The sequence below is a fragment of the Lacibacter luteus genome, from assembly GCF_004118265.1.
GTDB classification, from domain to species: Bacteria; Bacteroidota; Bacteroidia; order Chitinophagales; family Chitinophagaceae; genus Lacibacter; species Lacibacter luteus.
This window is the reverse complement of record NZ_SDHW01000005.1, coordinates 323,896-350,806: the sequence shown is the minus strand read 5'-3', so window position 1 is coordinate 350,806 and position 26,911 is coordinate 323,896. Positions and strand designations below refer to the sequence as shown.

The 26,911-nt window shown below is 41.3% G+C and carries 22 protein-coding genes and 1 other RNA gene; 11 read left to right on the top strand and 12 right to left on the bottom strand.

The annotated features are described in order from the left end of the window. The first annotated feature begins 81 nt into the window (after positions 1–81). The 3 genes from amaB (at position 82) to ESA94_RS16540 (ending at position 4,098) form a co-directional block, all read left to right on the top strand. Positions 82–1,608, top strand: coding sequence for an L-piperidine-6-carboxylate dehydrogenase (gene amaB, locus ESA94_RS16550; RefSeq protein ID WP_129132049.1), 1,527 nt, complete (start codon positions 82–84; stop codon positions 1,606–1,608). A gap of 165 nt (positions 1,609–1,773) precedes the next feature. Then, positions 1,774–3,474: a S8 family peptidase gene (locus tag ESA94_RS16545; RefSeq protein ID WP_129132048.1), complete on the top strand. Its 1,701-nt coding sequence runs from the start codon at positions 1,774–1,776 to the stop codon at positions 3,472–3,474. Positions 3,475–3,588: 114 nt separating this feature from the next. Further along, entirely contained in the window at positions 3,589–4,098 is a 510-nt protein-coding gene (locus ESA94_RS16540) for a DinB family protein (protein WP_129132047.1), read from the top strand. A gap of 40 nt (positions 4,099–4,138) precedes the next feature. On the opposite strand, the gene rnpB is transcribed toward ESA94_RS16540, so the two are convergent. Both rnpB and ESA94_RS16530 read right to left on the bottom strand, forming a co-directional pair. Beyond that, positions 4,139–4,508, bottom strand: an RNA gene (gene rnpB, locus ESA94_RS16535) — RNase P RNA component class A. A 142-nt stretch (positions 4,509–4,650) separates the two neighbouring features. Next, a complete protein-coding gene (locus tag ESA94_RS16530; RefSeq protein ID WP_129132046.1) occupies positions 4,651–5,067 on the bottom strand; it encodes a BrxA/BrxB family bacilliredoxin in 417 nt (138 codons plus the stop codon). Positions 5,068–5,273: 206 nt separating this feature from the next. On the opposite strand from ESA94_RS16530, the gene ESA94_RS16525 reads away from it, so the two are divergent. Beyond that, positions 5,274–5,705, top strand: coding sequence for an Hsp20/alpha crystallin family protein (locus ESA94_RS16525; RefSeq protein ID WP_129132045.1), 432 nt, complete (start codon positions 5,274–5,276; stop codon positions 5,703–5,705). A gap of 122 nt (positions 5,706–5,827) precedes the next feature. Continuing rightward, on the top strand, positions 5,828–7,078 hold the full coding sequence (locus ESA94_RS16520) for a hypothetical protein (RefSeq protein ID WP_129132044.1): 1,251 nt from the start codon (positions 5,828–5,830) through the stop codon (positions 7,076–7,078). A 147-nt stretch (positions 7,079–7,225) separates the two neighbouring features. On the opposite strand, the gene ESA94_RS16515 is transcribed toward ESA94_RS16520, so the two are convergent. Continuing rightward, entirely contained in the window at positions 7,226–7,678 is a 453-nt protein-coding gene (locus ESA94_RS16515; protein ID WP_129132043.1) for a nuclear transport factor 2 family protein, read from the bottom strand. A 60-nt stretch (positions 7,679–7,738) separates the two neighbouring features. Here ESA94_RS16515 and ESA94_RS16510 point away from each other — a divergent pair, with 60 nt between their 5' ends. Beyond that, positions 7,739–8,257: a T-complex 10 C-terminal domain-containing protein gene (locus tag ESA94_RS16510; protein ID WP_129132042.1), complete on the top strand. Its 519-nt coding sequence runs from the start codon at positions 7,739–7,741 to the stop codon at positions 8,255–8,257. 62 nt (positions 8,258–8,319) lie between these two features. Here the strand turns inward: ESA94_RS16510 and ESA94_RS16505 are convergent, their stop codons facing one another. The 3 genes from ESA94_RS16505 to rpmI form a co-directional block, all read right to left on the bottom strand. After that, positions 8,320–9,750 carry a type III PLP-dependent enzyme domain-containing protein gene (locus ESA94_RS16505; protein WP_240671078.1) on the bottom strand — a complete coding sequence of 477 codons (1,431 nt, stop codon included), beginning with the start codon at positions 9,748–9,750 and terminating at the stop codon, positions 8,320–8,322. 315 nt (positions 9,751–10,065) lie between these two features. Then, complete coding sequence (rplT, locus tag ESA94_RS16500) at positions 10,066–10,410, bottom strand: 50S ribosomal protein L20 (RefSeq protein WP_129132041.1); 345 nt, start codon at positions 10,408–10,410, stop codon at positions 10,066–10,068. Positions 10,411–10,457: 47 nt separating this feature from the next. Then, positions 10,458–10,655 carry a 50S ribosomal protein L35 gene (rpmI, locus tag ESA94_RS16495; protein WP_129132040.1) on the bottom strand — a complete coding sequence of 66 codons (198 nt, stop codon included), beginning with the start codon at positions 10,653–10,655 and terminating at the stop codon, positions 10,458–10,460. A 126-nt stretch (positions 10,656–10,781) separates the two neighbouring features. On the opposite strand from rpmI, the gene ESA94_RS21480 reads away from it, so the two are divergent. Beyond that, on the top strand, positions 10,782–10,952 hold the full coding sequence (locus ESA94_RS21480) for a hypothetical protein (RefSeq protein WP_164972772.1): 171 nt from the start codon (positions 10,782–10,784) through the stop codon (positions 10,950–10,952). 43 nt (positions 10,953–10,995) lie between these two features. On the opposite strand, the gene infC is transcribed toward ESA94_RS21480, so the two are convergent. Both infC and thrS read right to left on the bottom strand, forming a co-directional pair. Further along, positions 10,996–11,574 carry a translation initiation factor IF-3 gene (gene infC, locus ESA94_RS16490; RefSeq protein WP_129132039.1) on the bottom strand — a complete coding sequence of 193 codons (579 nt, stop codon included), beginning with the start codon at positions 11,572–11,574 and terminating at the stop codon, positions 10,996–10,998. A gap of 84 nt (positions 11,575–11,658) precedes the next feature. Further along, positions 11,659–13,590 (bottom strand): threonine--tRNA ligase, encoded by a 1,932-nt coding sequence (thrS, locus tag ESA94_RS16485; RefSeq protein WP_129132038.1) that lies wholly within the window; start codon positions 13,588–13,590, stop codon positions 11,659–11,661. 125 nt (positions 13,591–13,715) lie between these two features. Here thrS and ESA94_RS16480 point away from each other — a divergent pair, with 125 nt between their 5' ends. Together ESA94_RS16480 and ESA94_RS16475 are read left to right on the top strand one after the other, a co-directional pair. After that, entirely contained in the window at positions 13,716–14,738 is a 1,023-nt protein-coding gene (locus ESA94_RS16480) for a hypothetical protein (protein ID WP_129132037.1), read from the top strand. Positions 14,739–15,144: 406 nt separating this feature from the next. Next, positions 15,145–15,666 (top strand): hypothetical protein, encoded by a 522-nt coding sequence (locus tag ESA94_RS16475; RefSeq protein WP_129132036.1) that lies wholly within the window; start codon positions 15,145–15,147, stop codon positions 15,664–15,666. 31 nt (positions 15,667–15,697) lie between these two features. Here the strand turns inward: ESA94_RS16475 and ESA94_RS16470 are convergent, their stop codons facing one another. The 4 genes from ESA94_RS16470 to ESA94_RS16455 are packed head-to-tail and all read right to left on the bottom strand — an operon-like array spanning position 15,698 to position 20,530. Next, positions 15,698–16,744 carry a porin gene (locus ESA94_RS16470; protein ID WP_129132035.1) on the bottom strand — a complete coding sequence of 349 codons (1,047 nt, stop codon included), beginning with the start codon at positions 16,742–16,744 and terminating at the stop codon, positions 15,698–15,700. A 12-nt stretch (positions 16,745–16,756) separates the two neighbouring features. Next, positions 16,757–18,700 carry a KUP/HAK/KT family potassium transporter gene (locus ESA94_RS16465; RefSeq protein WP_129132034.1) on the bottom strand — a complete coding sequence of 648 codons (1,944 nt, stop codon included), beginning with the start codon at positions 18,698–18,700 and terminating at the stop codon, positions 16,757–16,759. Between the two features lie 23 nt (positions 18,701–18,723). Beyond that, positions 18,724–19,410, bottom strand: coding sequence for a response regulator (locus ESA94_RS16460; protein WP_129132033.1), 687 nt, complete (start codon positions 19,408–19,410; stop codon positions 18,724–18,726). Then, positions 19,403–20,530: a sensor histidine kinase gene (locus ESA94_RS16455; protein WP_129132032.1), complete on the bottom strand. Its 1,128-nt coding sequence runs from the start codon at positions 20,528–20,530 to the stop codon at positions 19,403–19,405. The genes ESA94_RS16460 and ESA94_RS16455 overlap by 8 nt, the downstream gene beginning before the upstream one ends. 186 nt (positions 20,531–20,716) lie before the next feature. Between ESA94_RS16455 and ESA94_RS16450 the strand changes: the two genes are divergently transcribed. Together ESA94_RS16450 and ESA94_RS16445 are read left to right on the top strand one after the other, a co-directional pair. Then, a complete protein-coding gene (locus ESA94_RS16450; RefSeq protein WP_129132031.1) occupies positions 20,717–25,651 on the top strand; it encodes a LamG-like jellyroll fold domain-containing protein in 4,935 nt (1,644 codons plus the stop codon). A 131-nt stretch (positions 25,652–25,782) separates the two neighbouring features. Then, on the top strand, positions 25,783–26,880 hold the full coding sequence (locus tag ESA94_RS16445) for a D-TA family PLP-dependent enzyme (RefSeq protein WP_129132030.1): 1,098 nt from the start codon (positions 25,783–25,785) through the stop codon (positions 26,878–26,880). The last annotated feature ends 31 nt before the right edge of the window (positions 26,881–26,911 follow it).

Below are 26,911 nucleotides of genomic sequence, written 5' to 3'. Positions count from 1 at the left end.
AGGGGTGGGGTTATTATCCGCCCCTTTCCTTTTTTGCAAACTATTTTCTGGATATTTGCAGCCACAAAAACGATTGATCGTATGCATAACTTCATTCAACAGCTTGGCATTAAAGAATTGAACCCGGGTGTTTCGATAGGACTCAACTGGCTTTCTTCTGCCGGCGAGAAAATCACCTCCTACTCTCCTGTTAACGGAAAAGAAATTGCAGCAGTCACCGCTGCCGATAAAGCTTCGTACGAAGCTGTGATTGCAAAAGCACAACAGGCATTTACTGAATGGCGCATCTGGCCTGCACCAAAGCGTGGTGAAATTGTTCGCCAGATTGGTGAAGCGTTACGAGCCAAGAAAGAACCACTGGGTCAATTGGTTTCGTACGAAATGGGAAAGAGTTTGCAGGAAGGTTATGGTGAAGTACAGGAAATGATCGACATCTGCGATTTTGCTGTGGGTCTCGCCCGTCAGCTGCATGGCTTAACGATGCATAGCGAACGTCCCGGCCATCGTATGTATGAGCAATGGCATCCGTTAGGCATCGTGGGCATTATTTCAGCATTCAACTTTCCTGTAGCTGTGTGGAGCTGGAACACTATGCTGGCTTGGGTTTGTGGTGATGTGTGTATCTGGAAGCCATCAGAAAAAACACCATTGTGTGGTATTGCCTGTCAACATATCGTTGCCGAAGTATTTGCAAAGAACAATGTTCCCGAAGGTGTGAGTTGTTTAATACAAGGTGGCAGAGAAATTGGCGAATGGATGAGTCATGATACAAGAGTGCCATTGGTTTCTGCAACAGGAAGCACACGCATGGGTAAAGCAGTTGGTGCAGCTGTTGGCGAACGTTTGGGAAGAAGTTTGTTAGAACTCGGCGGCAACAATGCCATCATCATCAGCGAACATGCCGATCTGAATATTGCAATCCGTGGTGCGTTGTTTGGTGCTGTTGGCACTGCAGGTCAGCGTTGTACTACTACCCGCCGTTTAATTATTCACGAAAGTATTTACGATACTGTAAAAGAAAAACTGGTAGCTGCCTACAAACAATTGAGCATTGGCGATCCGTTGAATGAAAGCAATCATGTTGGTCCGCTCATTGATACTGATGCCGTAAAAAATTATCTGCATGCCATTGAACAATGCAAAACAGAAGGCGGTCATTTTATTGTTGAAGGCGGTGTGCTTGAAGGTGCAGGTTACGAAGGTGGCTGTTATGTGAAGCCATGTATTGCTGAAGCAAAGCCTGCGTATAAAATTGTACAGCACGAAACCTTTGCTCCTATTCTATACTTACTGAAATATTCAACCATTGCTGAAGCTGTTGCCATACAGAATGGCGTACCGCAAGGTTTGTCTTCTTCCATCATGACCTTGAACCTGCGTGAAGCCGAACAGTTTCTCTCAGCAGGCGGTAGTGATTGTGGTATTGCTAACGTAAACATTGGTACAAGCGGTGCCGAAATAGGTGGTGCATTTGGTGGCGAAAAAGAAACCGGTGGCGGCAGGGAAAGCGGCAGTGATGCGTGGAAGAATTACATGCGCCGTCAAACAAATACCATCAACTATTCAAATAACCTGCCATTGGCACAGGGTATTAAATTCGATCTTTAAGCAAGTCTTAACAACCCAACGCAGGCATTAAAACGACTAAAAAGAGTCAGGTAAAGAACTGACAGCGCCAATTATTGTAAAATGCTGTAAAATGTGGTCAGACGGTATGTTTTTCTCCCACAGTTATTGCAATTTTACCGTTTCAAAAAACAAAGAGATATAGATATGCAGTTAAACAAAGTGTTGCTTGTTTCATCCGTATTCGCCCTTTCTTCCGCTTTTACGTTTGCACAAACCTCCGTTAAAGAAGATCAGTTAAAAGGCTGGCATCTGAAAGATCAGGCCGCTGATGGTTTTTACGGCATCAGTATGGATAAAGCGTTTGAGTTTGTAAAGAACCGTAAAAGCACAACAGTAATTGTGGCGGTGATAGACAGTGGTGTTGATACATTGCACGAAGATCTGAAACCGGTTCTCTGGCGCAACCCAAAAGAAATTCCCGGTAACGGTATTGACGATGATAAAAATGGGTATGTAGATGATATTTATGGCTGGAACTTTTTAGGTGGAAAAGATGGCCGCAACGTTAAAGAAGATTCGTATGAAGCTGCACGTCTTTACCATGCGCTGCGATCTAAATACAAAGGAGATGTAGATGAAAGCAAGCTCTCTCCTGTTGAAAAGGAAGAATACCGCATTTTCAAAAAAGCACAGGGCGATATTGAGCATGGTTCAACCGAAGCACAACAGCAGGTGCTTTTTCTGCGTGGATTGTACAACAAAACAGTTCCATCGGACAGTATTTTAAAACTCCGGTTCAAACCGGAATATACAGGTAACGATCTTGTATCGTTTAAGCCTGCCAATTCAAAAGAGGCTGATGCAAAATCAACGATGTTTTCGTTGTTCAAGGGTTTTGATATGATGGACGCTACCAACACAACCATTGTGGAAGAGTTCGGCAGCTATTATAAAGGCCAGGAAAAGAAAGCGGAAGCATCTATCTCTGCACCTAAAGATTACCGTGGTGAAATTGTAAAAGATAGCTACTACGATTTTAATGATCGCTTTTATGGCAATGGCGATGTAATGGCCAGCACTCCTTTTCATGGTACACATGTAAGCGGTATTATTGCAGCTGCACGTAACAATGGAATTGGTGTGGATGGTGTTGCCAACAATGTACGCATCATGAGCATTCGTGCTGTACCCGATGGCGATGAGCATGATAAAGACATTGCACTGGCTATCCGTTATGCAGTAGACAATGGTGCAAAAATCATCAACATGAGTTTTGGTAAAAGCTTTTCGCCACAAAAGAAATGGATCGATGATGCAGTTCGCTATGCACAAAGCAAAGGTGTATTGTTAGTACATGCTGCAGGTAACGATGGTAAGAATGTTGACAGTACAGAAAACTATCCTAACCCCAACTTTGCTGATACAAAAACAAAAGCAACCAATTTTCTTACTGTTGGTGCAAGCGGCGATCCGAAAACGGGCGGCCTTGCTGCAGACTTCAGTAACTATGGTAAAAACGAAGTAGATGTATTTGCTCCTGGCGTAAAGATCTATTCTACTATTCCCGGTGGTAATACGTATGGCTTTGCACAAGGTACAAGTATGGCAAGCCCTGTTGTTGCAGGTTTAGCAGCATTCATACTTTCTTATTATCCCGATCTTACTCCCGAGCAATTAAAATACTGTATTGAAAAAGGTGCATTAAACCCTAACATGCAGGTTACAAAGCCAGGTACAGAAAATGAGAAAGAAGATTTTGCAAACTTCAGCCGTACCGGAGGTTTAATTAACGCATATGAAGCAGTTAAGGTTGCAGCAACGCTTAAAGGCGAACGCAAACAGGAAACCAAACCAACTCCTAAGCCGCAGCCAAAACCAAAAGTTAAGAAAACAAAAAAAGGTTAACTGATTTTAAGAAAGTCCCGCTGAAAAGCGGGATTTCTTTTTATGCTACATTTGATACAAACAATGCAACGAACAATGTTGCGTTATCTGCTGCAATAAAAAACCTTAGTTATCATGCCACGACCAACCAGCAACGACTATGCTTCGTTTTACCACAACTACATTATGCAGGTAAGCGAAGATGATCTGCAAACTGCTTTTCAAAATCAATCGGCAGTACTCGAATCGTTTTTACAAAACTTACCCGAAGCAAAAGCTGATTATGCTTATGCCGAAGGAAAGTGGACAGTAAAACAATTACTGCAACACATTATTGATGCGGAACGCATCTTTACACACCGTGCATTGTGGTTTGCAAGGCAAAGCCCTGCCCCATTAAGCGGTTTCGATGAAAACGAATATGCAGTTGTTGCCGATGTAAGTAAGCGAACAATACAATCGTTATGCGACGAATTAAAAGCAGTTCGTAAAAGCAGCGAACATCTCTTTAAAAGTTTTTCTGCGAAAGAACTTGTAACAAGTGGTATTGCCAATAACAATTCCATTACGGTTAATGCATTGGGCTTTGTAACACTTGGACACTTTCTGCATCATAAAAAAATTATGGAAGAACGTTATCTCTAAAAAGGTCAGGCCCCGTTTAGTAACGGGGCCTGATGTTTTAAAAAACTGTAAACCTGTAAGCCGGATTTTGTCGTATTCACCAAAAGTGAACGGAGCTATCATTTATCTGTCCTTCAACTTACGCTCAAGGATCAATCTGCCTACCCTCCGTCATCGAGCGAGCAGCCCTCAGGCGACGGTATATGTGGCATTTCAGCACGAAAGGTTTACCCCGCTATAACATTACTGCTATAACCCGTAGGCTCTTACCCTACTTTTTCACCCTTACCCTACTTTACAGCAAGGCGGTTATTTTCTGTGGCACTTTCTGTTCCAGCAAAAATGCAGGACCCGGCTCTTCACCGGTGCGTTGCTCTATGCTGTCCGGACTTTCCTTGGCGCCTAAGCGCCACGATAGCTTAGTTTACAGTAAATGCAAAAATACAACATCTGAATAGGTATGCCATACTTATTACAGTATGTTTTATTTTATCAACTCGTATAAGTATGCATACTTATCAAAAAAATCCCCCAACCGAAGTTGAGGGATGGAATAAACTTTCTTTGAAATGATTAATTGCAAAACTCTTCAAACGCACCAATAAGGTTTTGCGCAATCATTTGTGCAGGACGACCTTCAATATTATGACGCTCGATAAAATGCACTAACTGACCATCTTTAAACAAAGCAATTGCTGGTGAGCTTGGAGGATAAGGCAACAAATGTTCACGGATCTTTTTCACTGCATCAATATCAAAACCTGCAAAGCTTGTGAGCAAATGATCGGGCCGCTTTGTGCTGTTGCTTACAGCCATCAACACACCTGGTCTTGCACTACCTGCGGCACAACCGCATACTGAGTTAATAAACACAAGGCTTGTTCCTTTTTGTGTAAGTGCGGTATCTACTGCGTCGGCCGATAATAATTCTTCAAATCCTCCTTCGGTCATCTCTCCCTTCATAGGGATTACTATTTCTGCTGGATACATAGTTGAATTGATTTAAAATTTCTGCAAAGCTAACGGAAAGTCAAATCTAATCGAACAAAAAAGAATTTTTGACAGTTCGATTACAAGAAAGCAGACTTTTTGTCGCAAAAATTTTCATTAATCTGAAATGAAGGCGTACAAATTATCGATGGAACATGCTTTGATGATTTCCTTTCATTATTTCAAAACAAATAAACTTTAATACTATGACAATGGTAAAATTGCACAGCCCCGCACAACGCAACCTCAACAACTTTTTTGATGAGTTCTTTAATGAATTGCCTGCTTTTGGTAAAACAGTAAACAACCTGTTTTCACCTGCAGTAAACATTCTTGAAACAGCAGATGGTTATCACATGGAATTAAATGTTCCAGGCCGTAACAAAGAAGACTTCAACATTACAGTTGATAAAGGTTTACTCAGTATCAGTTACGAAAAGAAAGAAGAAGCGAAGAATGACGATGTGAAAGTTGTTCGCCGTGAGTTCAGCTATCAGAGCTTCAAACGCAGCTTTACAGTTGATGAAAAAATCAATGCGGAAGCTATCCAGGCGAAATATGAAAATGGTTTACTGAAATTGTTTCTGCCTAAAAAAGCAGATGTACAACAACCCGTAAAAACGATCAACATACAGTAATAGCTTCATAAAGCTTGTTTTTATAGCAGTTGGTTTTGGTAAGCCCGTTGTTTTTACAATGGGCTTTTTCATTCTCTTAACAGCTGTTTCAACTTACATGGTTATCTTCGCAACGCATCAGCATGAAACCACTTTTAACCCTCGTAACAGTTTTATTCCTTTTCCTGCATGGTCAGGCACAGGAAGTTACAGACACAACGATCCAGCATCCGGCTACTGATACCATTCTGCGTATCCGTAACCTGAATCCTTATTTTACAGTACATGTAGACAGCTCACTCTCCTATAAACTCGAAATAAATAAAGAGCAGAAGAACTACTATTGGTACCTGAAAAATTCTCCTGTTGGTTTGCGTATTAACAAAGACAACGGTACGCTTACATTTAAAGCAGAAAAGGCTTATTTCCTTTCGGGAAGATTGAAGTACGATGTTGAATACAAAGTGCAGCTGGGTGTGCAAAGCCTGGATAACCCAACCGATAAGGCCGACACCATGTTCACGATTGTATTCTTCAATACAGAAATTATTCAATCGAAGATCCGGCCTTCTGTTTCAGCATCGATTACTGTAGACGAAGGTGATACTGCAAGAATTTCTCTTAACTGCGAAAACGGAAATTTTCCTATTGAGTACATTAATTTCGAAAGCTCTATTCCAATTAAACCGGAATACCAGATCACAAAATGCAAGGATGATTTTGTTTGGTTCGTTCCTTACGATTTTGTGAAAGACAATGACCCCGCAAAAACAAAAGAATTTCGTGTGCTCTTTATTGGTGCTGACAAATTCCGCAACAAAGACACAGCTGTAGTGCGTGTTGTTGTAAGAGATGCCATTAACTATCCGCTCAAAAAACAGGAATACGACAAGCTGGTAACCGATTATAACCGTTACATCATTCAGCTGAAGTTTACCTTCCGCACATTAGATAGAAAAATCAAGAAGACGAGAAATTCACGGGTTGCTTTTGATATGACCTCCTCCTCTTCTGCATTGGCCGGAACAATTCTCAGCACATCAAAGAACGAAGACCAAAAAAATGTGGGGCGTGTGTTGCCTGCAGTTGGTGTAACACTGGTACCGGTGAAAGAAGCAGTATCGCCGAACAAAGTAAATGATCAGAACTCGGTGTCGCTGGTACGAACAAGCATCCGTCGCTTAGAATATATTTTGCAGGAGAATGGACTTGTGAGCGATAAAGATCCGGAAATTGTTACGAAGACAGCAAAAATGAAAGCTGATCTGAAACAGATTCAACAGCAATTGATCGATGTTCCGTTAGAAGAGATTAACATTGAAGACCCGAAAGAAGCAGCCAAGTATTTCGAAAGCAAAAAAGTAAACCGTAAATACCGTTCAAGAAAAAATTAAATTTTAAAAATACTTTTTCAAAAGGTCGTCATTGCGAACGATAGTGAAGCAATCTTAAGATTAGACTGTTTCGTTCTTCGCAGTGACGATTTTTTTTGTGGGAGTTACGATTTTTTGAAAAAGTATCTTTTAGTTTCTATTATGTAATTATTTGCAATCGCCTTTTCGTCTTGTATCAATAATGTATTGAATTTTCCAAACTCCATTCACCCGCACTAACTGAAAGGAGTTTACCCCGCAATGACTGAAGGTTCCTTTCAAATAAAATTGATAAGGAGTCCATACACTTGCCAAAGCACCATCGATATGTATAGCCCCGAATGTGATGCGTTCATCGGCATCGCCTTTAGTTGTTTTACCAACAAAAGAAGCAAACGCATCTATGTTATCGGTACGCACAATCGTCTGTCCTTCTTTTGTACGACTGATGGTTTGCAAAACAGCCCATTCAGAAAATGCATTTTTCAAACCTGCAGAGTCAGCATTTTTCATAGCTGCAAACATATTGTTAACAACGGCTTTTACAGAATCTTCTGTACTCTGTGCTTTTGTTGCAAAGCAGCACATCATTGTTAAAGAAAGCGTAAGAAATAAGCGCATAGCTCTTTGTTTTAGTGTTTGGCAAATTGTTTGAATTACAAGAGTAAAAACTTACCGACTATGGCAAACTTAAAATTCTACAAATGGTCAATAGCCCTGATGATGCTTGTAGCAAGCACTTCAGCTTCGGCGCAGTTGTTTCCACGCAATGGTAACATTTTCGGCAACTCCTCGAACAAACCTGTAGTTCGCCAGGATGGTAGCCGCCAATGGCCCGATGGAACAATACAATACCCAGACGGAACAACTCGCTATCCCGATGGCGCAATTCGTTATCCCAATGGTACAATGAGTTATCCTCGTAATAACAACAATCGTAATTACGATAATTGCAGCCATCGAAGCAACCTCCCTCCGGGACAAGCGAAAAAAGTTTATGGCGGACATGCAAGAGATTATGCAAAAGGTAAAGGCAAAAAAGGATGTGATTGCGATCACGACGATCGGAACTGGAACGACAGAGATGTAAGGAATTATCCGAATCAATATCCGCAGTATCCTTCGTATCCGCAATATCCAAACAACACTCCTCAAAATGGTGGTAAACGTCCAAGCCGTACTACCAATCCGAATATGTAAGGTATAGAAGTGAACATAAAAAAGCCCCGGCATTTGTCGGGGCTTTGCTTTTTATAAGATCATTAGTAGCCTAATATCTTCAACATACTTTGTGCGGTTTGTTCTTTTGCATATACCCAATCAACCAGCTTACCGTTTTTATCGTGCCCTACAATAATATGCTTGGGCGAAGGAATCATACAGTGCTTGATACCACCATATCCACTTATCTGATCCTGATATGCTCCTGTGTGGAAGAACCCAACATATAAAGGCTCCTGTGCGTCTCCGTTTAACTTGGGCAGGAACACTTCATTGATATGCTCTTCCGAATCGTAGTAGTCATGACTGTCGCAGGTAATACCACCCAACACCACACGCTGGTAATCGTTCTCCCACTTGTTGATCGGCAACATCAAAAACTTTTCACCAATACCCCATGTATCAGGCAAAGTAGTAATGAAAGAAGAATCGATCATATACCAGTTCTCACGGTCGTTCTGTGTTTTTTGGCCAATCACTGAATAGATATGCGCCATACTTTCACCAACGGTAAAGCTTCCGAACTCGGTATAAATATTCGGCATGGGTACACCTGCTTTTTTACAGGTCTTTTTAATGGTTGCTACAATTTCATGAATCATGAATTGATAGTCGTATTCAAAACCAAGCGAGTGTTTAATAGGGAAACCGCCGCCAATATTAATTGAATCCAGCTCAGGGCAGATCTTCTTCAACTGGCAATACAGCGTAACAACCTTATTCAGCTCACTCCAGTAATAGATATCATCTTTAATTCCTTTGTTAAGGAAGATATGCAACATCTTTAACTGGAAACGATCTTCATTACCTTCTATCTTATCTACATAAAATTCAAGAATATCTCTTGCTCTTATGCCTAAGCGTGAAGTATAGAAAGGGAATGTAGGTTCTTCTTCCGCTGCTACACGTATACCCACTTTAAAGGGAACCTTTACTGTTTTCTTGTATTGCTGCAGCTCTTCTTTGTTATCAAGAATCGGCGTTACATTTTTAAATCCGCTGTTGAGCAATTTTGCAATGCGTGCTATATAATGCTTTTGTTTGTAACCGTTACAGATGATCTGTATATCCTTGTTTATCTTCTTTTTCTGATAAAGCTTATTGATGATCTCAATGTCATAAGCATAAGAAGTTTCCAGGTGAATTTCATGCTTCAATGCTTCTTCCACTACAAACGAAAAATGACTGCTCTTTGTACAATAGCAATAAAAGTACTTGCCTTCGTAGCGATGCTTTTTAAACGCAGCATCAAACATCTTCTTCGCCTTTTTGATCTGCATACCAATTTTTGGCAGATAAGTCAGTTTCATGGGAGTACCATACTTATCGATCAAAGCTTTTACATCAAGTCCGTTGAATTGGAGGTAACCGTCTTTCAGATCAAACCCATCCTGTGGAAAATTAAAAGTTTGATGAACGAGGTCGTTATACGTTTGATTGGTCAGTTGAAACGAGCGTTGGTCTTGTGTCACCTTTAAAAAATTTTGCACAAAACTATTGTAAAAATAAATGCAGGGGCGTGAAGATTTTTTTACTGCATCCTGCGGTGTTGGAGTGTTTTAAAATAATTGTTTTTCTCAATATTTTTAATGCCGCCAGACGTTCCTATGGAACAAAAAATACTACAACATGACAGTGCTTGTTCCGTAGAAACATTTCATAGTAGAAAAAAATAAGCAGAAGTACTCCGTTCCGCAGGAACGGTTGGTGCTTTTTCTCTAAGCAAAAGCATCCTTAATACAAAAGCCACAACATTGCTGTCGGGGCTTTTGTTTATATCTGAGATATTACTTTACAGATTCAACCAGCTTCTTAAAACTTTCCGGTTCGTTCATCGCCAGGTCTGCAAGGATCTTACGATCGAGGTCGATGTTCTTTACTTTCAGTTTATTGATGAACTGAGAATAAGTTAAACCTTCTTCTCTTACTGCTGCATTGATACGGGCAATCCAAAGCGCACGGTATTCACGCTTTTTCAATTTACGGCCTACGTAAGAGTAGGTCATACCTTTTTCAACTACGTTTTTGGCAACTGTATAAACGTTTTTACGTTTGCCATAGAAGCCTTTGGCTTGCTTAAGAATTCTTTTGCGGCGTGCTTTAGAAGCAACTGCGTTTACTGAACGTGGCATATCTTAATTTTTTTGAATGATAAATTTGATGTGTGTTTGTGCGGCTCTTATTTCAGACGCAATAAACGTTTTACAAAGTCAACATGTGATTTTGCAACTACACCGTCGATACGCATGTTACGCTTACGCTTTTTAGACTTCTTAGTGAGGATGTGACGTTTGAAACTCTTTTGGTGAGTGATCTTACCGGTGCCGGTTACTTTAAACCTTTTTTTGGCACTTGAATTGGTTTTTACCTTTGGCATTTTACTGCGCTTTAAGAATGATACCCGGCTGGCGGCTCTGCACAGGCAGAACACTTAGGGGGCCGTTTGGGCAATACCAGCTGTTTCCAGCTTCCCGATTTGGGAGCGCAAATGTAGGAAAAATGTATGGAAAAGACGGAAATAGGAACACACTTTTTTTACAAAAGATCAGCGGCCGGTCCCGATGCCCTTCATGTCGAGGCACGAGACATCTCTAAAATTGCAGCATTCCAAAATTCCGAAGAACTCTCCTTTGTCGAGGTTACTTTCCTTGGTAATCAAGCATCTAAACCATAATATACAAACAAAACCGCCTCTTTCGGAGGCGGTTTGCTTATGCTTATTCTGCACTTTCTTTTTTCTTTTTCGTCGTTTTCGGCGAAATGATCATGAGCATCCGTTTACCTTCCAGCTTCGGTAGGCCTTCAACCTGGCCAATTTCCTGCAAGCGTTCAGCAAACTTCAGCAACACCAATTCTCCCCTTTCCTTAAACTGGATGGCACGACCTTTAAACTGTACATAAGCCTTTACCTTATTTCCTTCTTTCAGGAAGTTTTCGGCGTGCTTGGCTTTAAAGTCAAAGTCATGATCGTCGGTGTTTGGTGTAAAGCGGATCTCCTTCAACTCGGCCGATTTGCTCTTGGCCTTCATTTCCTTTTCCTTCTTCTTCTTTTCGTAAAGGAATTTGTTGTAATCGGTCGCTTTACAAACAGGCGGTACTGCCTGCGGAGAAATTTCAACCAGGTCCAAACCCAGATCCTGGGCAATCTGTAAAGCTTTTTGAGTTGGATAAACACCCACCTCTACATTATCGCCCACCAAACGTACTTCCGGTACCCGGATCATGTGGTTAATGCGATGCTCTGGTTCTTTACGGGGAATAAAACGTCCCCTTGGAGGTCTTTGTGGAAATGCCATACTAATTCTGCTCCCATCCCCTTACCGGAAGCAACTGTTCATTTTGTTTTTAAAATTCTCTCCAGGGGTTAAAGAGAAATTCTTTTAATCTGATTTACGTTCGCTGATCTCAAGAGCGGCTGCAGCAATAAACTCATCTGCATCTACAGTTCCTGCATCACCTTTACCTTGCTTACGTACTGCTACTTTTCCTTCGTTCATTTCTTTTTCACCTACTACCAGCATATACGGCACTTTTGCCAGCTCTGTATCACGGATCTTCTTACCGATCTTTTCATTACGGTCGTCAATCTCTGCACGAATATCTGCTTTTTTCAGTTTCTGTAACAGAGTTTTTGCATAATCCATAAACTTATCGCTGATTGGCAGAATCTTCACCTGCATTGGCGCTAACCATAACGGGAATTTCCCTGCATAATGCTCCAGTAAGAACCCAATGAAACGTTCGTGTGTACCCAATGGTGCACGGTGAATGATCAACGGCACATCGGGCTGGTTGTTTTGATTGGTGTACGACAGTTTGAATTTGTTACCACTGTTGAAGTCGACCTGGTTGGTTGCCAGTGTAAACTCCCGGCCAATGGTGCTCCATATCTGCACATCGATCTTCGGACCATAGAAAGCCGCCTCATCATGCACCTCAACAAACGGAATATTTGATTCTATGAGTACTTTACGCACCATTGCTTCTGTTTCCTGCCAGAGCTGTGGTTCGTTCACATATTTCTGACCAAGTTTGCTTGGTTCATGCAGGCTCAAACGCATCACATACTTATCAATACCAAAGATCTTGAAATACTTCAGGTACATATCGTTCACCGCACGGAACTCATCGGCAAACTGTTCACGGTTGCAATAAATATGTGCATCGTTCATGTGTAAGCAACGTACACGCATCAAACCAAATAACTCCCCACTCTGCTCATAACGGTAACAGGTACCGTATTCAGCAATGCGGTATGGAAGATCTTTGTAGCTTTTTGGTTCTGCATCAAATATTTTATGATGATGTGGACAGTTCATCGCCTTCAGATAATATTTCTCTCCATCCATTTCCATGGGCGGAAACATACTATCTGCATAGTAAGGCAGGTGACCACTGGTGAGATACATGCTCTCCTTTGCAATATGCGGTGTTACCACACGCTTATACCCTGCAGCAGCTTCTGTTTCTTTCGCCAGCTTTTCCAGCTCTTCAATAATGATGGTGCCGTTAGGTAACCACAAAGGCAAACCCGGACCGGTATCGTCATCCATTGTATAAATGCCCAGCTCTTTACCCAGCTTACGGTGATCACGCTTCTTCGCTTCTTCCAGCATCGCCAGGTATTCATCCAGTTCTTTTTGTGAAGGAAAGGTTACGCCATACACACGGGTTAACTGTTTGTTCTTTTCATTGCCTTTCCAATACGCACCTGCAATAGAAGTGAGTTTGATGGCTTTGATAAAACCGGTTGACGGGATATGTGGTCCACGGCAGAGATCGGTAAAATCGCCTTGTGTATAAAAGGTAATGCCGCCGTCTTCCAGGTTTTGCAGGAGATCGAGTTTGTACTCATCGCCTTTCTCGGTGAAATAAGCAATGGCATCCTGTTTGGAAATTTCTTTACGCTGGTAAGCATTGTTCTTTTTTGCCAGTTCGTTCATTTTCTTTTCCAGCACCACTAGGTCTTCCTCGGTCATTTTCTTATCGCCGAGATCCATATCGTAATAAAAACCTTTATCCAAAGCAGGGCCTACCCAGAATTTTACACCCGGGAACAATGATTCAACTGCTTCGGCCATAAGATGAGCACTTGAATGCCAGAAGGTGTTTTTTCCATCAGCATCATCCCAGGTCAGCAATTTCAATGTAGCATCACCCGTTATTGCACGGGAAAGATCCCACACCTCTCCATTTACATTTGCTGCCAATACTTTTCTTGCTAATCCTTCGCTGATTGATTTTGCAATGTCAAGAGCCGACGCACCTTGCTCGTACTCCCGCACTGCTCCATCCGGAAAACTGATCTTCATGTACTTGTCTTGATTTTTTTGGAGAACAAAGGTAACAAAAGCTAACCGTTTGAAAATTAACAAACCCTTACCCAAGCCGTTTTTTTTCAATTGTGTAATTTGCAGGTAGATTTTGAACTTACACAATGAGACAGATTTTATTACTTGCTTTCCTTTTTTGCACTTCACAGCTTTTTGCCCAGAAATACAGCGGCCAATGGACAGGCAGCTTTAATTCTAAAAACGAACCTGGCGGTCAAACAGAATATGTATTGGAAATTGAGGCCCGGGGCAACAGCTTTACCGGTACCTCCACAACCTATTTTAATTATGCAGGAAAACGGTATTATACCATCTGCGAAATAAAAGGCACCATCGATCCGGGTAGTAAAACACTTACTTCCACCGAAGTAAAAGTGATCAAAAAAAATACACCACCCGACCAAATCGATTGTTTACAGATGCACACACTCACCTATTTCCGTAAAGGCGAAACGGAAGAACTAAGCGGAACATGGAAAGGCGCAAGAGATATTGACAAATGTGGTATTGGCTCAACTACATTGATGCGTAAACAACTGGTGAAAAACAACGTTACAACACCACCGCAAAACAGCACAGCCCGTACAAGTCCTGCAACGAATAAACCGCCTGTTGAAAAACCTGTAACCAAGCCTGTAACAAAACCTGCCACTACCGAACCTAAAAAAGAAACGCCGGTTGTTACAGTACCTTCTATTACGAAGGTTGACAACACAACTGAACCCCAAACAAAACCGGAAGTAAAACCAACAACTATTCCTGCACCTAAACTGCCCAATGGTTTAGAAAAGCGTGAAAGCAAAGTATTTGAAACTATCCCGATCGAAGAAGAAGAGATTACCGTGAATTTATTTGATAATGCAGAAATCGACGGCGATATTATTACAGTGTTGTTCAATGGTGAAGTGGTTGCTTTGCAAAAAACACTCAGCGATAAACCCATTACCCTTAAACTGAAAGCTATTCGTGGTAAAGACAACACGTTAACCATGTATGCTGAAAACCAGGGTCGTGTACCACCCAACACAGCTATTATGCGTGTACAAAATGGCGAACAGTATTACAAAGTATTTTTAAGTGCAGATGATAAGAAGAATGGCAGCGTAGTGTTTCGGTTTAAGAGCTAAAGAATACAATATATATTAGTTGAAGGCCACTGTGAAAGCAGTGGCTTTTGTTTGTTCAGATATGTTTTTATATTCTTAACTCTTGTATATACCTCTACCTGCAATTGCTCTTTTAAAGCGTTTTAAATACCCGTGCATATTGGCATATGAACAACTGAAACAACTGTTTTGCGTAACATTGTACTAATTCCACCATACAAAAAGATGAATACCGGATCAGCCAAACTATTCTGCTTAATATGTTCGCTTCTTTTCGCAAGCTGCAGTGTTTTACAAAAAACATCGTTACAGGATCTGGAAGAAGGAAAATACCTGTTATCGAAAACAACTGCTGCGCATTATTTTAAGCAAGACACAAATACCCTGCAAAAAATCAAGGTGGTTTATTTAGTTCTGGAAGGCGACAGTGTTTTTTTTTCGTTCGCAGGCAAATCCTGTTACAACAGGATTGCTTTATCCTTTCACTGAAAATGCAAATGAGATCATTCTTCTGAAACCATCCCTCGATTTCGATTTGTTTACCACGCCGTTCAAATTCAGACCGGCTATTGCAGAAATGCCTGCACAGTTCAATACGGGTTTTAATGGTTCGTTTTACATTGGCTATCGCATGGATCGCTTAAAAATTCAACAGCAAACAATTTACAACGGTATTAAGCGTGAAAAATATACCCGCTCAGGAATTGGCTTGGGTCTGTTTGCAGGAATCGGCTCTTCGTTTATGAATCCAAAAGTGCTGAACAATACGATCGATTACGAGTACGATGCTTTTACCATAGATTACGGACTTGCAGCACTCGCCGGTTTCCGGAAATTCAACACCGGTATTTCGCTTGGGTTTGATTTTATTACCGATAAAAACCGTAACCAATGGATTTATCAGCACAAACCCTGGATTGGCATTTTTATAGGATTAAATCTTAATTGATTCCTTTCATATCTCAACTACGGTAAGCAGGTTAAAAACCAACTGCAACAGAGGCAAGTATTGTTAAACCATTACTTACTGCAATTCCATTTCTTGTAAAGAAAGAATAAGGTGCCTCTATGTATTTAAGTTCTGTTCTAAAACTGATGAACGATAACGGCAAATAATCAACATTCACGGAAAGCCCGGTTGCAGAAAATGGAATTGGCTTATATGCTGAAACAATAATGCCGTTCTTATCGGAATAGTATTCTGCACGCATAGCAGCATTCAACTGTTTATTGAATTTATACTGCAGCATAGCAGCACTTCCCCACCAGCTTTCTTTGCCCTGTACACCTGCATCGAGCAACAAAGCGAGGTTCGCTTTTGAATCAATCGTATAAGTAATGGACAGGTTATGAAACATTCGTACAACAGCAGCCAGCGAATCGGGCTGCTCGTTACCAATAAAAGCAGAGGAATTAAATACCCAGCTTTCATTGGGTTTAAATACAAGCTGTGTACCCAACGCCTTCGATCTGTTGTTGTCTTTTATATTCTGCCAGCCTTGCAGCAGCAATGCAGATGCTGTCCATTTTTGGTTGAATGCATAATTCAACCTCACTCCTGTTTCGTAATAAGGTGAGCTTTCTGCCAGTAAACTCCGGCTGAGGTTCCAGCAATCTTTGCTGATGGCGCTTTCTATACCAATATGCGAGGGAAGAATACCTGCTTCTGCACTTAACTTATCTGTAAACCTGTAACCGGCATTTGCTTCGTAAACGTACTGCAGCAATCGGGGTTCTGCTGCTAAATTATACCGAGCATAATCTCCGGCCATCACTGCAAGGTTTGCTTTCAGTTTTGCATGTTCGTATGTAACTTTCAATAAGGCCAGGTTAACGGAAGGTTTGTTGTGCTTTTTATGATTATATATAAACGGTGGACGTTCGTTCGATACCGGCTGATTACAATCGTATTGATAATAAAGATCTGCAAAACCCGAAAAACGTAATTTGTTTTTGTTTGTGCTGTCCTGAGCCGCAACCATAAACATCGTCGTGAGAAAAAGAATAATAGCAAGCAATCGTTTCATTCTGCAAATATATTACTGAGCAACACGTGTTAATTCAATTGGCTGAGCAGGTTGATACAGTAACGGCACATCTTCCACTACCACATCACTCTTATCAAGCCCGAATGCTTTTTCATCGCTTTGTCCCAATCCTTTCAGGAAGAAATATGTATTCAGCAACAAACCATCTTTCAACGTGAATTCATTTTCTACCGACAGGAATTTCTCAATGACAATGAATTTGAAATCGGGTTGTGCATTGTACTTTGTTGATCCATCTGGTCGAATGTGGAGGTTCAATTCTTTCTTCACTACAAGATCCTGAACGATCTTTTTAAAATACAATTCCGTTCTTGGCTGAATACGGAAACCTGCATTGATGGTTACCTTGATCACTTTATCATCGAGTAACTCCGACACATCATACGATAAGGTATAAGGATGCTCTGTGCGGTTGATATGCACAAACCAATACACATCGGCACGTTTAGGCTTCTTTGAAAAAATAGAATTAATGATCTTCTCCTCTACCTGGTGACGGTTATTCGCCTTAGTGAGATAGATCAGATGCGTTGAGAACTTCGGTATCAGGTCATCTTCACTTAATTCTTTAATGGTATTGGCATATTTACCAAGATCAACAAACTTTGTAAAGCGGTTATTGATCTTGCGTGCATTGTACCACACATACATCACCATAAAAATAAAGAGTTCAAAGAACAGAAACATCCAGCGTTCTTTTATCTTGGCGACGTTAGCAATAAAGAACGACGTTTCAACCGTTGCGAATAACACAAGGATCAATGCCACCAGCCATTTATTCCATTTCAGTTTATACACAAGATAATAGCTGAGCAAAATAGTTGTCATCATCATGGTGATGGTGATGGAAAAACCATAAGCCGCTTCCATATGTGTTGAATTCTTAAAATAAAGGATCATCAGCACACAACCGATCCACAAGATCACATTCACACTTGGAATATAGATCTGTCCTTTCATATCAGATGGTTGACGCACACGTACTCTTGGCCAGAAATTAAGATTCATTGCTTCGCTGATGAGTGTATATGATCCGCTGATGAGTGCCTGCGATGCAATAATGGTTGCAGCAGTGGCAATGATGATGCCTGTAATTAAAAACCAATCGGGCATTATTTCAAAGAAAGGATTACGTCCTTCAAGCAAAGGCTGACCTTGATGCATTACCCATGCTGCCTGTCCGAGATAATTCACCAGCAAACATATTTTTACAAAGGCCCAGGAGATGCGGATATTCTTTCGGCCACAATGTCCCAGATCGCTATACAATGCTTCCGCACCTGTGGTGCAAAGAAACACGGCACCCAATAACCAGAAGCCGCCGGGATAACGCAGCAACAGATCATATCCATAAACAGGATTCAATGCTTTCATGATAGCCGGGTAATGAACGATCTGGCTGATGCCCAACACAAACAACATCGTAAACCAAATGACCATTGCCGGACCAAAAATGCCACCTACTCTCTGTGTACCGAAACGTTGAAAGAAAAACAGCAATGATAAAATAACGATCACGATGGGCACTGTTGGTAAATGCGGAACAACTGCTTCTAATCCTTCTACTGCCGATGCAACAGAAATTGGTGGTGTGATAATTCCATCGGCCAATAATGTTGTGGCACCAAGTATAGCAGGTATCACTAATTTTTTTCCGTACCTGCGCACCAATGCATATAATGAGAAGATGCCACCTTCTCCATCGTTATCAGCTTTCAACGTAAGCCAGATATATTTAACGGTGGTTTGCAAAACCAATGTCCAGAAAATGCACGACACGCCACCAAGCACCAGCACTTCATCAATTTCTCTTGTGCCAATAATGGCTTTTAATACATACAAGGGGCTTGTGCCAATATCGCCATAAATAATACCAAGCGCTACCAACAATGAGGCAATAGTTACCCTGTTCGAATGAATGCTATTCGATTTCATCTTTTTACTTTTATGTTTCTTGATTAGTCTTTGGCTATAAACCTGTACCCTACACCCGATTCAGTAATGATATGTGCAGGACGGTTTGGATCTGTTTCAATTTTTTTACGCAGCTGTGCAATGAAAACCCGCAGGTATTGTGATTGATTGATATAACCAGGCCCCCATACTTCACGCAGGAGATATTGATGCGTTAATACTTTTCCTTCCTGTTGTGCAAAAATGCTCAGCAGTTTATATTCTGTTGCAGTAAGCTTTACTATTTCGTTTTGTTTTTTTACCGTGCGTGTTGCAAGATCAATTTGCAGATCACCACAATCAATAACGGGATCATCATTTTCATCTACAGCACTGCGTAAAGCCGAACGGATGCGTGCCAGCAATTCGCCTGTACGGAATGGTTTCACCAAATAATCATTTGCACCATTGTCGAGCGCTTTTACAATATCTTCTTCACTGCTTTGTACGGATAAGATCAGCACAGGTTTGGTGAACCATTCTCTTAATTTCTTTAATACAATATGTCCATTCTCATCGGGCAGACCAAGATCAAGAATGATCAGATCAGGAGGATGTGTAGCTGCTATCCGCATTCCTTCTTTTGCATCTGCTGCTGATGTTACCTGGAAATTATTACTCTCCAATGTAATTTCCAGCAGCCTGCGTATCTGCACTTCATCATCAATGACAAGGATGGATGCGTTATTCATTTTTCAACTGATTAATGTATGATGTTTCAGCAGGTATGTTGATCGTAAACCTTGCGCCATGCGGCACATTTTCCAAAACAACTGTACCATTATGTGCTTCCACAAAACCTTTTACAATAGAAAGACCAAGACCTGTTCCGCCTGCTTTTGTATTTCCCATGCGATAGAACTTATCAAATACTTTTTCTATTTCCGTCGGAGGGAAACCCGCTCCCCTGTCTTCAATAACAATAGAGAGCAGATGAATTTCTTTCTTGAGCTGACTATGTGCCGAGTCAGCAGTATTTAATTTGTATAACTTTTCGTTCTGATTTTTTACATCAATGCGTATATCGCCATATGCAGGCGTGTAAAGCGCTGCATTATAGAGCAGGTTATAGAGTACCTGTTCCATTAGTACATAATCGAGTTTATAAAAAGGCAATCCTTCTTCAATTGTAACAATGAGCTGATGATCCTTTAATTGTTCATTGAGCCTGTTCGCCACATCGTAGATCAGTTCATTGATATCGCACCAATCTTTCTTTAATTGTATAAAACCCGATTCAAGGCGTGACATGCTCAATAAATTTTCCACCTGTTGATTCAAACGAAGTGCAGCAACTGAAATGCTTGACACGAGTTCTTTTTTGTTATCTTCTGTTAAGCGTGAAGGCTCTTCCAGTAAATTATCGCTTGCGCCAACAATGGCGGCTACGGGTGTTTTTAATTCATGCGATAAAGAATTGAGTAACGTATTGTACAGCTTTACTGTTTTTGCTTTCTCTTCTTTTTCCTGCACTTCCTGTTCAATTTTTCGGATGCGATTGGTCATAACGGCGTTGATCAATGCAATAACGAAATACATAAAGAATAACAGCACATCTTCTGCATCACCTATATGAAAGGTGAACTTTGGCGGTATAAAAAAGAAGTTCCATAAAAGCGCACTTAACAAAGCAGCAAACAACACCGGCCATATATCAAACACAACTGCTACCAGCGATACGGTGAGCAATAAAATAAATGCCACTACCCTGTAACCAAGGTAATCTTCAAAAGCATAACATCCGCCTGCAACAAACAACACAAGGCCAATACTGATAAGTAACTGATAGGTGGAAGATAATTTGCGGAACATTGTTGACTTAATAAAGAACAAAGGTAGCCGGGGTTTTATCAATATGGTATAAAATGAACAGGCAATGGTATAAAGATTTTATAAAGAAAGCTGACAGCTTATCCACTTTTATCAACCTTTCCCGACAGTGCAGGACAGTTAAAAATATCGCCCCATTAATTTCATGGACTAAACTGACTTGCCAAAATGAAAAAAAGTACTCTGCAAATTGCAGCATCCGTACTGCTGCTTTTGCTTTCGTTTTTATCCTCCTCCATTCTTAACGCACAAACACTGGCCTTTCCGGAAGCAGAAGGTTTTGGAAGATTTGCACAAGGTGCAAGAGCCAATGCTACACGACAGGTTTATATTGTTACCAATCTCAACGATGCAGGTGCAGGTTCCTTTCGTGATGCGGTGAGCCAGCCCGGTCGTATCGTTGTGTTTGCTGTGGGTGGTATCATCACATTGCAAACCGATGTGGTGGTTGCAGCCAACTGTACCATTGCAGGACAAACTGCTCCCGGCGATGGTATTACCATCTTCAACAAACGAGTTACATTCTCTGGTGCCAATAATGTTATCTGCCGTTACTTACGGTTCCGCTTAGGCGCAACAGGTAATTCAGGTAAAGATGCATCGGGTCTTGCAAATGGCGCCAATATGATCATGGATCATATGTCGTTCTCCTGGGGCATGGATGAAGTGTTTTCCATTAACTGGGATGGAAAAGGTACAGCGCCCGATAACATCAGCATCACCAATTCCATTATAGCACAAGGATTGCACAGGGAAAATCATTCTGCAGGTGGTTTGATACAAACACCTGACGGTGGCAAAGTAAGTTTGATCAAAAATTTATACATCAGTAATAAAACACGCAACCCCAAAGTAAAAGGTGTGAATGAGTTTGTAAACAACATTGTGTACAATTGGGGAAATGGAAATCGTTTAGCCGATAATCTCAACTATGGCTGGTCCGGTGAAGCCTATATCATGGGTGGTTCATCGGGTGTATCAGAAGTAAACATCATTAACAACTATTTCATGAGTGGACCGCTTACACCACCGAGTGAAGCATCTCCTTTCTCAAGAGGTACAGGTAGTTTTTATCTCTATGGTGCAGGAAATTTTTACGATAACAACCGCAATGGAATATTAGATGGTGATGAAGTGCCGTACAACAGTTCATCAATCGGTTATCCCGGTATTGCTGACGAAGGATTTAAAAATATTCCCTTCGCTTATCCCGCTGCAAATCCAGCATTAAATGCAGCACAGGCATACGATCATGTAATGAACAATGCAGGAAGTAACTATCCCCGTCGTGATGCAGTGGATGGTTTACTCATGAGCGAAGTAGCTTCAAAAGGTGTAAATGGTTTTTATGTGTATCGTGAAACTGATCTGCCTTTTGCAAATGGAGGACTTGGACAAGTGTTCAACGCTCCTGCGCCAACCGACAGCGACAGTGATGGTATGCCCGATGCGTGGGAAGATGCTAATGGTTTGAATAAAAACAATGCGGCTGATGCAACTGCATTCAGCACAAGCCTGCCACAGTATTTGAATATTGAAGTGTACATCAACTCACTGGTGAACACACCCGCTCCTGCATTTGTAAAACATCCAACGGCTGTTAATTTAACGGCTACATCGTTTGAATTGCCTACGCCAAACAGCAAGATCGTTGTAAAGTGGACAGACAATGCCGATAACGAAACAAATTTTATTATTGAACGCAGCGAAAACGGAACTACGTTTACACAGGTTGCACAACCTGCTGCCAATGTTGTTTCGTATGATGATGTAACAGGTTTGTTGCCGAACAAAACCTATTACTATCGGTTAAAAGCGGTTTCTGCAACAGCACAATCGGCATACAGCTCGGTTGTTTCTGTTACAACTCCACCGATTGCTTCTGCCCCAACGGTTACATCAAATCCAACTCCAACAAACAATGCACAACAGGTAGAGCCTGCAAACGGATCTGTAAAACTTACCTGGACCGGCAGCAGCAATACAGTGAACTATACTGTTTTCTTTGGCACAAATGCCAACAGTCTTACACAGGTTGCAACAGTTGCTTACAATGCAAGTCCATCGTTCACGGTCAACAGTCTTACAGAATATACCAACTATTACTGGCGTGTTGATGCAACCAATGCAAAAGGAACAACAACAGGAAACGTATGGAACTTTCGTACAACAAAAACATTTCCGTTGGGAATGATCGGTCACTGGAGTTTTGATGAAACAGAAGGTATTGATATCATCGACAGTTCAGAATATGCCAATCATGGTATTCTTGGATTGGATGATGATGACCTCAGCATTCGTGTGCCGGGCAAAGTAAAAGGCGCTGTTGATTTTGCAACTGCATCAGTAGATAAATATGTAGTGAGCATTCCGCATAACGATCATCTCTATCTTAACAAATCGCCTTTCTCTATTTCATTCTGGATGAAAGCTCCTGCATCAATGCTTCCACCTGATAACAATACCAGCTCTTACTTATTGTGTAAAGGTTCTATTACCAAGAACACAACTACCGGTGCAACAGGTAAGCGTTTCGATATTGAATTTAAGAATAAAGAGTTCCGTTTTGCTATTGATGATGATATTACAAAGTATGAGTTAACTACCAGCGGTGTGCCCTTCTTTGTGAATGACTGGGTGCATGTGGTAATCATTCGAGATACTGCAGCGAAAAAACTAAAAGTATATCATAATGCACAACTCATCAAAGAACAGGCAACAGGTACGGGTGCAGCACAATCAATTGGCGAAGAAAGTGATTTCATTCTTGGCAATATTGGTGAGCTGGAGTTTTTAACCACCACCAACAAACCTGCGCCGTACAAAGGGATGCTCGATGAATTTAAAGTGTACAACTATGTGTTGAATGATATGGATGTGTTGAAACTGTTTCATACCAGTCCACTTCCTATTACACCGTACGCACCAACACTAGCAAACGGAGCAAGTCTTGAAGGTTATAACGAAACAATCAGCTCATCCTGGAAAGGCGAGATCAATACAACTTCGTACAAAGTTTATTTCGGTACCGATGCAAACAATCTTTCATTCTTAGCCGATGCTGCTTTGTTGAATCCATCTGTTACATTCAGTAATCTGCTTGCAGGTACAACCTACTACTGGCGTGTGGATGCCACTGGCGATGCAGGCACAACAACCGGAACTGTGTGGAATTTCAAAGCTGTTTCACCGAAAGGAATGGTTGCACATTACAAGCTTGATGAAACAACCGGAACTGTTGTGAATGATAACAGCAACTATCATTGGAACGGCGTTGTAAGCAATATGCCTGCAGCAGAATGGACAGCAGGAAAATTTGCGAACGGATTGAACTTTGTAAATCCTGTTGCAACAAGTGCGGCAACTGTGCAACATGCTGATCATTTAATGTTTGATCGCAACTCCTTTACTGTTTCCATGTGGGTGAACTTAACCAATGGCAACAGCAATTATAATTCTGCTGTAAGCAAAGATTGTTATCTCTTCCACAAAGGAAAGTTTGCTGATCCCGGTGGTAAATGGTATGGCCTGCAATTGCGTGACAGCACACTCACTTTCTCAATTGATGATGCAGCAGCGAAAGTGAGTTTGAATGTGAACCTGAAAAAAGCTTCGCCTTATTATATCTTCAACAACAACTGGACAAACATCATTACTGTAAAAGATACTGCAGCAAAACGTCTCAGAGTTTATATCAATGGCGTTGAAGCCGGATCAATTGCCTTCAGTGCAACATATGGCTCTACCGGTTTAAACCTCCCCTTACTCATTGGCAATTCCTTAGAGAATAGACCCTTCCATGATAAGATGGATGATATCCGTTTGTACAACTATGCATTAACAGCACAGGAAATACAACGCATACAAACAGGAACGCCGTTTGTAAACAAAGTAACTGATCCTACTCCGGTTAATGGCGACCCACAAGTAAGTTATGGCGATATAGAACTGAAATGGAAAGGTACGGCACAAACGTATAATGTGTACACAGGTAATGCAGCCAATAATCTTGTTGCTGTTGCAACAGCTGTTGCCGAACAAACGTATACGCTTCCGAACATTACTACTTTGGGGAATTTGTACTGGCGTATTGATGCAGTGCGTGATGGCGAAGTGGCGACGGGTGATGTATGGAGTTTCACCGTTGTTGATACAACCAAACCAATTGCAGTAGCAAAAAATATTTCTGTTCCGTTAGTGAATGGTGCAGTAACCATTACTGCCGGACAGGTGAACAATGGTAGCAGCGATGACTATGGAATTAAATCACTGGCAATTGATAAAACAACATTTGATTGTACACAGATCGGTGAACATACAATCACACTAACGGTTACTGACAACAACAACAATGTAAGCAGCACAACCGCTGTTGTTACCATAGAGGGTGCTATCCCTGCTCCAGCCGTTGGAGTGAGTCGTACAGACAATACATTTACCGGCACAAATGCAAATACAGTTGTGCTGGGTTATGGCGCACAGCAACTAACATTAACTGCAACAGATGCCAACAGTACACTAAGCAGTTTTGTATGGACACCGGCAACCAATCTCAGTTCAGCCACAGCAGCAGTAACAAGCTTTGCTCCAGCAACTGCAGGCGATTATACGTACAACATTGAAGCAACAAACGAATACGGCTGTAAAGCTGTTGCTGCCGTTGCATTGAAAGTGATTGATGCACGTTGCGGTAATAACATGGATAAAATATTATTGTGCAAAGATGGTAAGAACAAATGCATCAACATCATCAGCGTACCCGACCAGATGAAGAATGGTTATTCGTTAGGCGGCTGTACCAGTACTGTACAAAACAGAAACGATTTAACAACTGAGGAACAAGCCGAAGTTTTTGTGTTAACTGTTTCACCAAACCCTGCAACACAGCAGGCGGCTATTCAGTTTAGCACTACAGATTCGCAGGCATACAGTCTTGATGTTTATAATTTAATGGGAATGAAAGTTGCCACACTCGACAGGGGTGCAAACAGCGGCAATCACCTTGTTCGTTATAATCTCACAAATCTTTCATCGGGATTATACCTGTTGAAACTTTCTGTGAACGGAAAAATAACAACAAAGAAGCTGATTGTTCAAAAGTAATTTCATTACAGAACAACTTCAAAAAGGATAGCTTTTTAGCTATCCTTTTTTTATATGGTTAAGATGGAAAGCTCACCTTATTTGGCTGTGTTATTGCAAACCAGTAGTTTTAAATCCTTCAACTTTGCGATATGAACTGGTACGAACTAAATAATATTGACACGATCGACTCCCCTGCTTTACTGCTGTACAAGGAACGCATACAGCAAAACATCGATCATGCAATTTACATGATCAAAGATGTGGACAGGCTTCGTCCGCATGTAAAAACAAATAAAACAGCCGAAACATGTGCAATGATGATGGCAGCAGGAATTGCCAAATTCAAATGTGCCACTATTGCTGAAGCGGAAATGCTGGCTATGTTGCAAGCCAAAGATGTATTGCTGGCATATCAACCTGTTGGACCAAAAGCAAAACGATTAGTTTCATTAGTTGAGCAATATCCGCAAACTACATTCAGTTGTTTGGTTGATAATATTGATACTGCAACAGCGTTGTCTGATCTGTTTACATCAGCAAATAAATCAATCAATGTTTATATCGATATCAACAGCGGCATGAACAGAAGCGGTATTAAAACTGCCGAAGCATTTGCATTAGCCGAACAACTCATTGCATTACCCGGCGTTCAGTTCAAAGGTCTGCACGCATACGATGGTCATTTAAGAGATACCGATCTTGAAGTACGTCAGCAAAAAAGCAATGCGGCGTTTGCTGAAGTGCTTGCATTGGCAACTAAAATTGAAACAGAACTCAACAAACCGGTGACAATCGTAGCTGGCGGTTCGCCGAGTTTTCCAACACACGTAAAGCGGAATGTGGAATGCAGTCCCGGCACGTTTGTGTATTGGGATTGGGGTTACAAACACCAGGTTCCCGATGAGCCGTTTGATTATGCAGCACTCGTAATAACAAGAGTCGTTTCCATTGTAGATGACCAAACCATTACGACTGATCTTGGGCATAAGTCTGTTGCTGCTGAAAACCCACAACCACGTGTACACTTTTTAAATGCTCCATCAGTTACACCCTACTCCCAAAGCGAAGAACATTTGGTATTAAAAGTTGCAGACAGCAAAGCCTTTAAAGTGGGCGATGTATTGTATGGCGTGCCGTTTCATATTTGCCCGACTGTTGCGTTATATGATAAAGCTGTTGTGGTAGAAAACAACGAAGCAATTACAACATGGAAGGTTGTGGCAAGAGATCGATCCATCAACATCTGATTGTGTTCTTTGTGCTAGAGTAACACAAAGA

Coding starts and splice junctions, on each gene's coding strand:
- ESA94_RS21480 (WP_164972772.1), top strand. CDS start 10,782: ATGGAAAAGACGGAAATAGGAACACACTTTTTTTACAAAAGATCAGCG.
- ESA94_RS16470 (WP_129132035.1), bottom strand. CDS start 16,744: ATGAAACGATTGCTTGCTATTATTCTTTTTCTCACGACGATGTTTATG.
- infC (WP_129132039.1), bottom strand. CDS start 11,574: ATGGCATTTCCACAAAGACCTCCAAGGGGACGTTTTATTCCCCGTAAA.
- ESA94_RS16450 (WP_129132031.1), top strand. CDS start 20,717: ATGAAAAAAAGTACTCTGCAAATTGCAGCATCCGTACTGCTGCTTTTG.
- thrS (WP_129132038.1), bottom strand. CDS start 13,590: ATGAAGATCAGTTTTCCGGATGGAGCAGTGCGGGAGTACGAGCAAGGT.
- rpmI (WP_129132040.1), bottom strand. CDS start 10,655: ATGCCAAAGGTAAAAACCAATTCAAGTGCCAAAAAAAGGTTTAAAGTA.
- ESA94_RS16480 (WP_129132037.1), top strand. CDS start 13,716: ATGAGACAGATTTTATTACTTGCTTTCCTTTTTTGCACTTCACAGCTT.
- ESA94_RS16545 (WP_129132048.1), top strand. CDS start 1,774: ATGCAGTTAAACAAAGTGTTGCTTGTTTCATCCGTATTCGCCCTTTCT.
- ESA94_RS16510 (WP_129132042.1), top strand. CDS start 7,739: ATGGCAAACTTAAAATTCTACAAATGGTCAATAGCCCTGATGATGCTT.
- ESA94_RS16465 (WP_129132034.1), bottom strand. CDS start 18,700: ATGAAATCGAATAGCATTCATTCGAACAGGGTAACTATTGCCTCATTG.
- ESA94_RS16445 (WP_129132030.1), top strand. CDS start 25,783: ATGAACTGGTACGAACTAAATAATATTGACACGATCGACTCCCCTGCT.
- rplT (WP_129132041.1), bottom strand. CDS start 10,410: ATGCCACGTTCAGTAAACGCAGTTGCTTCTAAAGCACGCCGCAAAAGA.
- ESA94_RS16520 (WP_129132044.1), top strand. CDS start 5,828: ATGAAACCACTTTTAACCCTCGTAACAGTTTTATTCCTTTTCCTGCAT.
- ESA94_RS16460 (WP_129132033.1), bottom strand. CDS start 19,410: ATGAATAACGCATCCATCCTTGTCATTGATGATGAAGTGCAGATACGC.
- ESA94_RS16515 (WP_129132043.1), bottom strand. CDS start 7,678: ATGCGCTTATTTCTTACGCTTTCTTTAACAATGATGTGCTGCTTTGCA.
- ESA94_RS16530 (WP_129132046.1), bottom strand. CDS start 5,067: ATGTATCCAGCAGAAATAGTAATCCCTATGAAGGGAGAGATGACCGAA.
- ESA94_RS16455 (WP_129132032.1), bottom strand. CDS start 20,530: ATGTTCCGCAAATTATCTTCCACCTATCAGTTACTTATCAGTATTGGC.
- ESA94_RS16540 (WP_129132047.1), top strand. CDS start 3,589: ATGCCACGACCAACCAGCAACGACTATGCTTCGTTTTACCACAACTAC.
- ESA94_RS16525 (WP_129132045.1), top strand. CDS start 5,274: ATGACAATGGTAAAATTGCACAGCCCCGCACAACGCAACCTCAACAAC.
- amaB (WP_129132049.1), top strand. CDS start 82: ATGCATAACTTCATTCAACAGCTTGGCATTAAAGAATTGAACCCGGGT.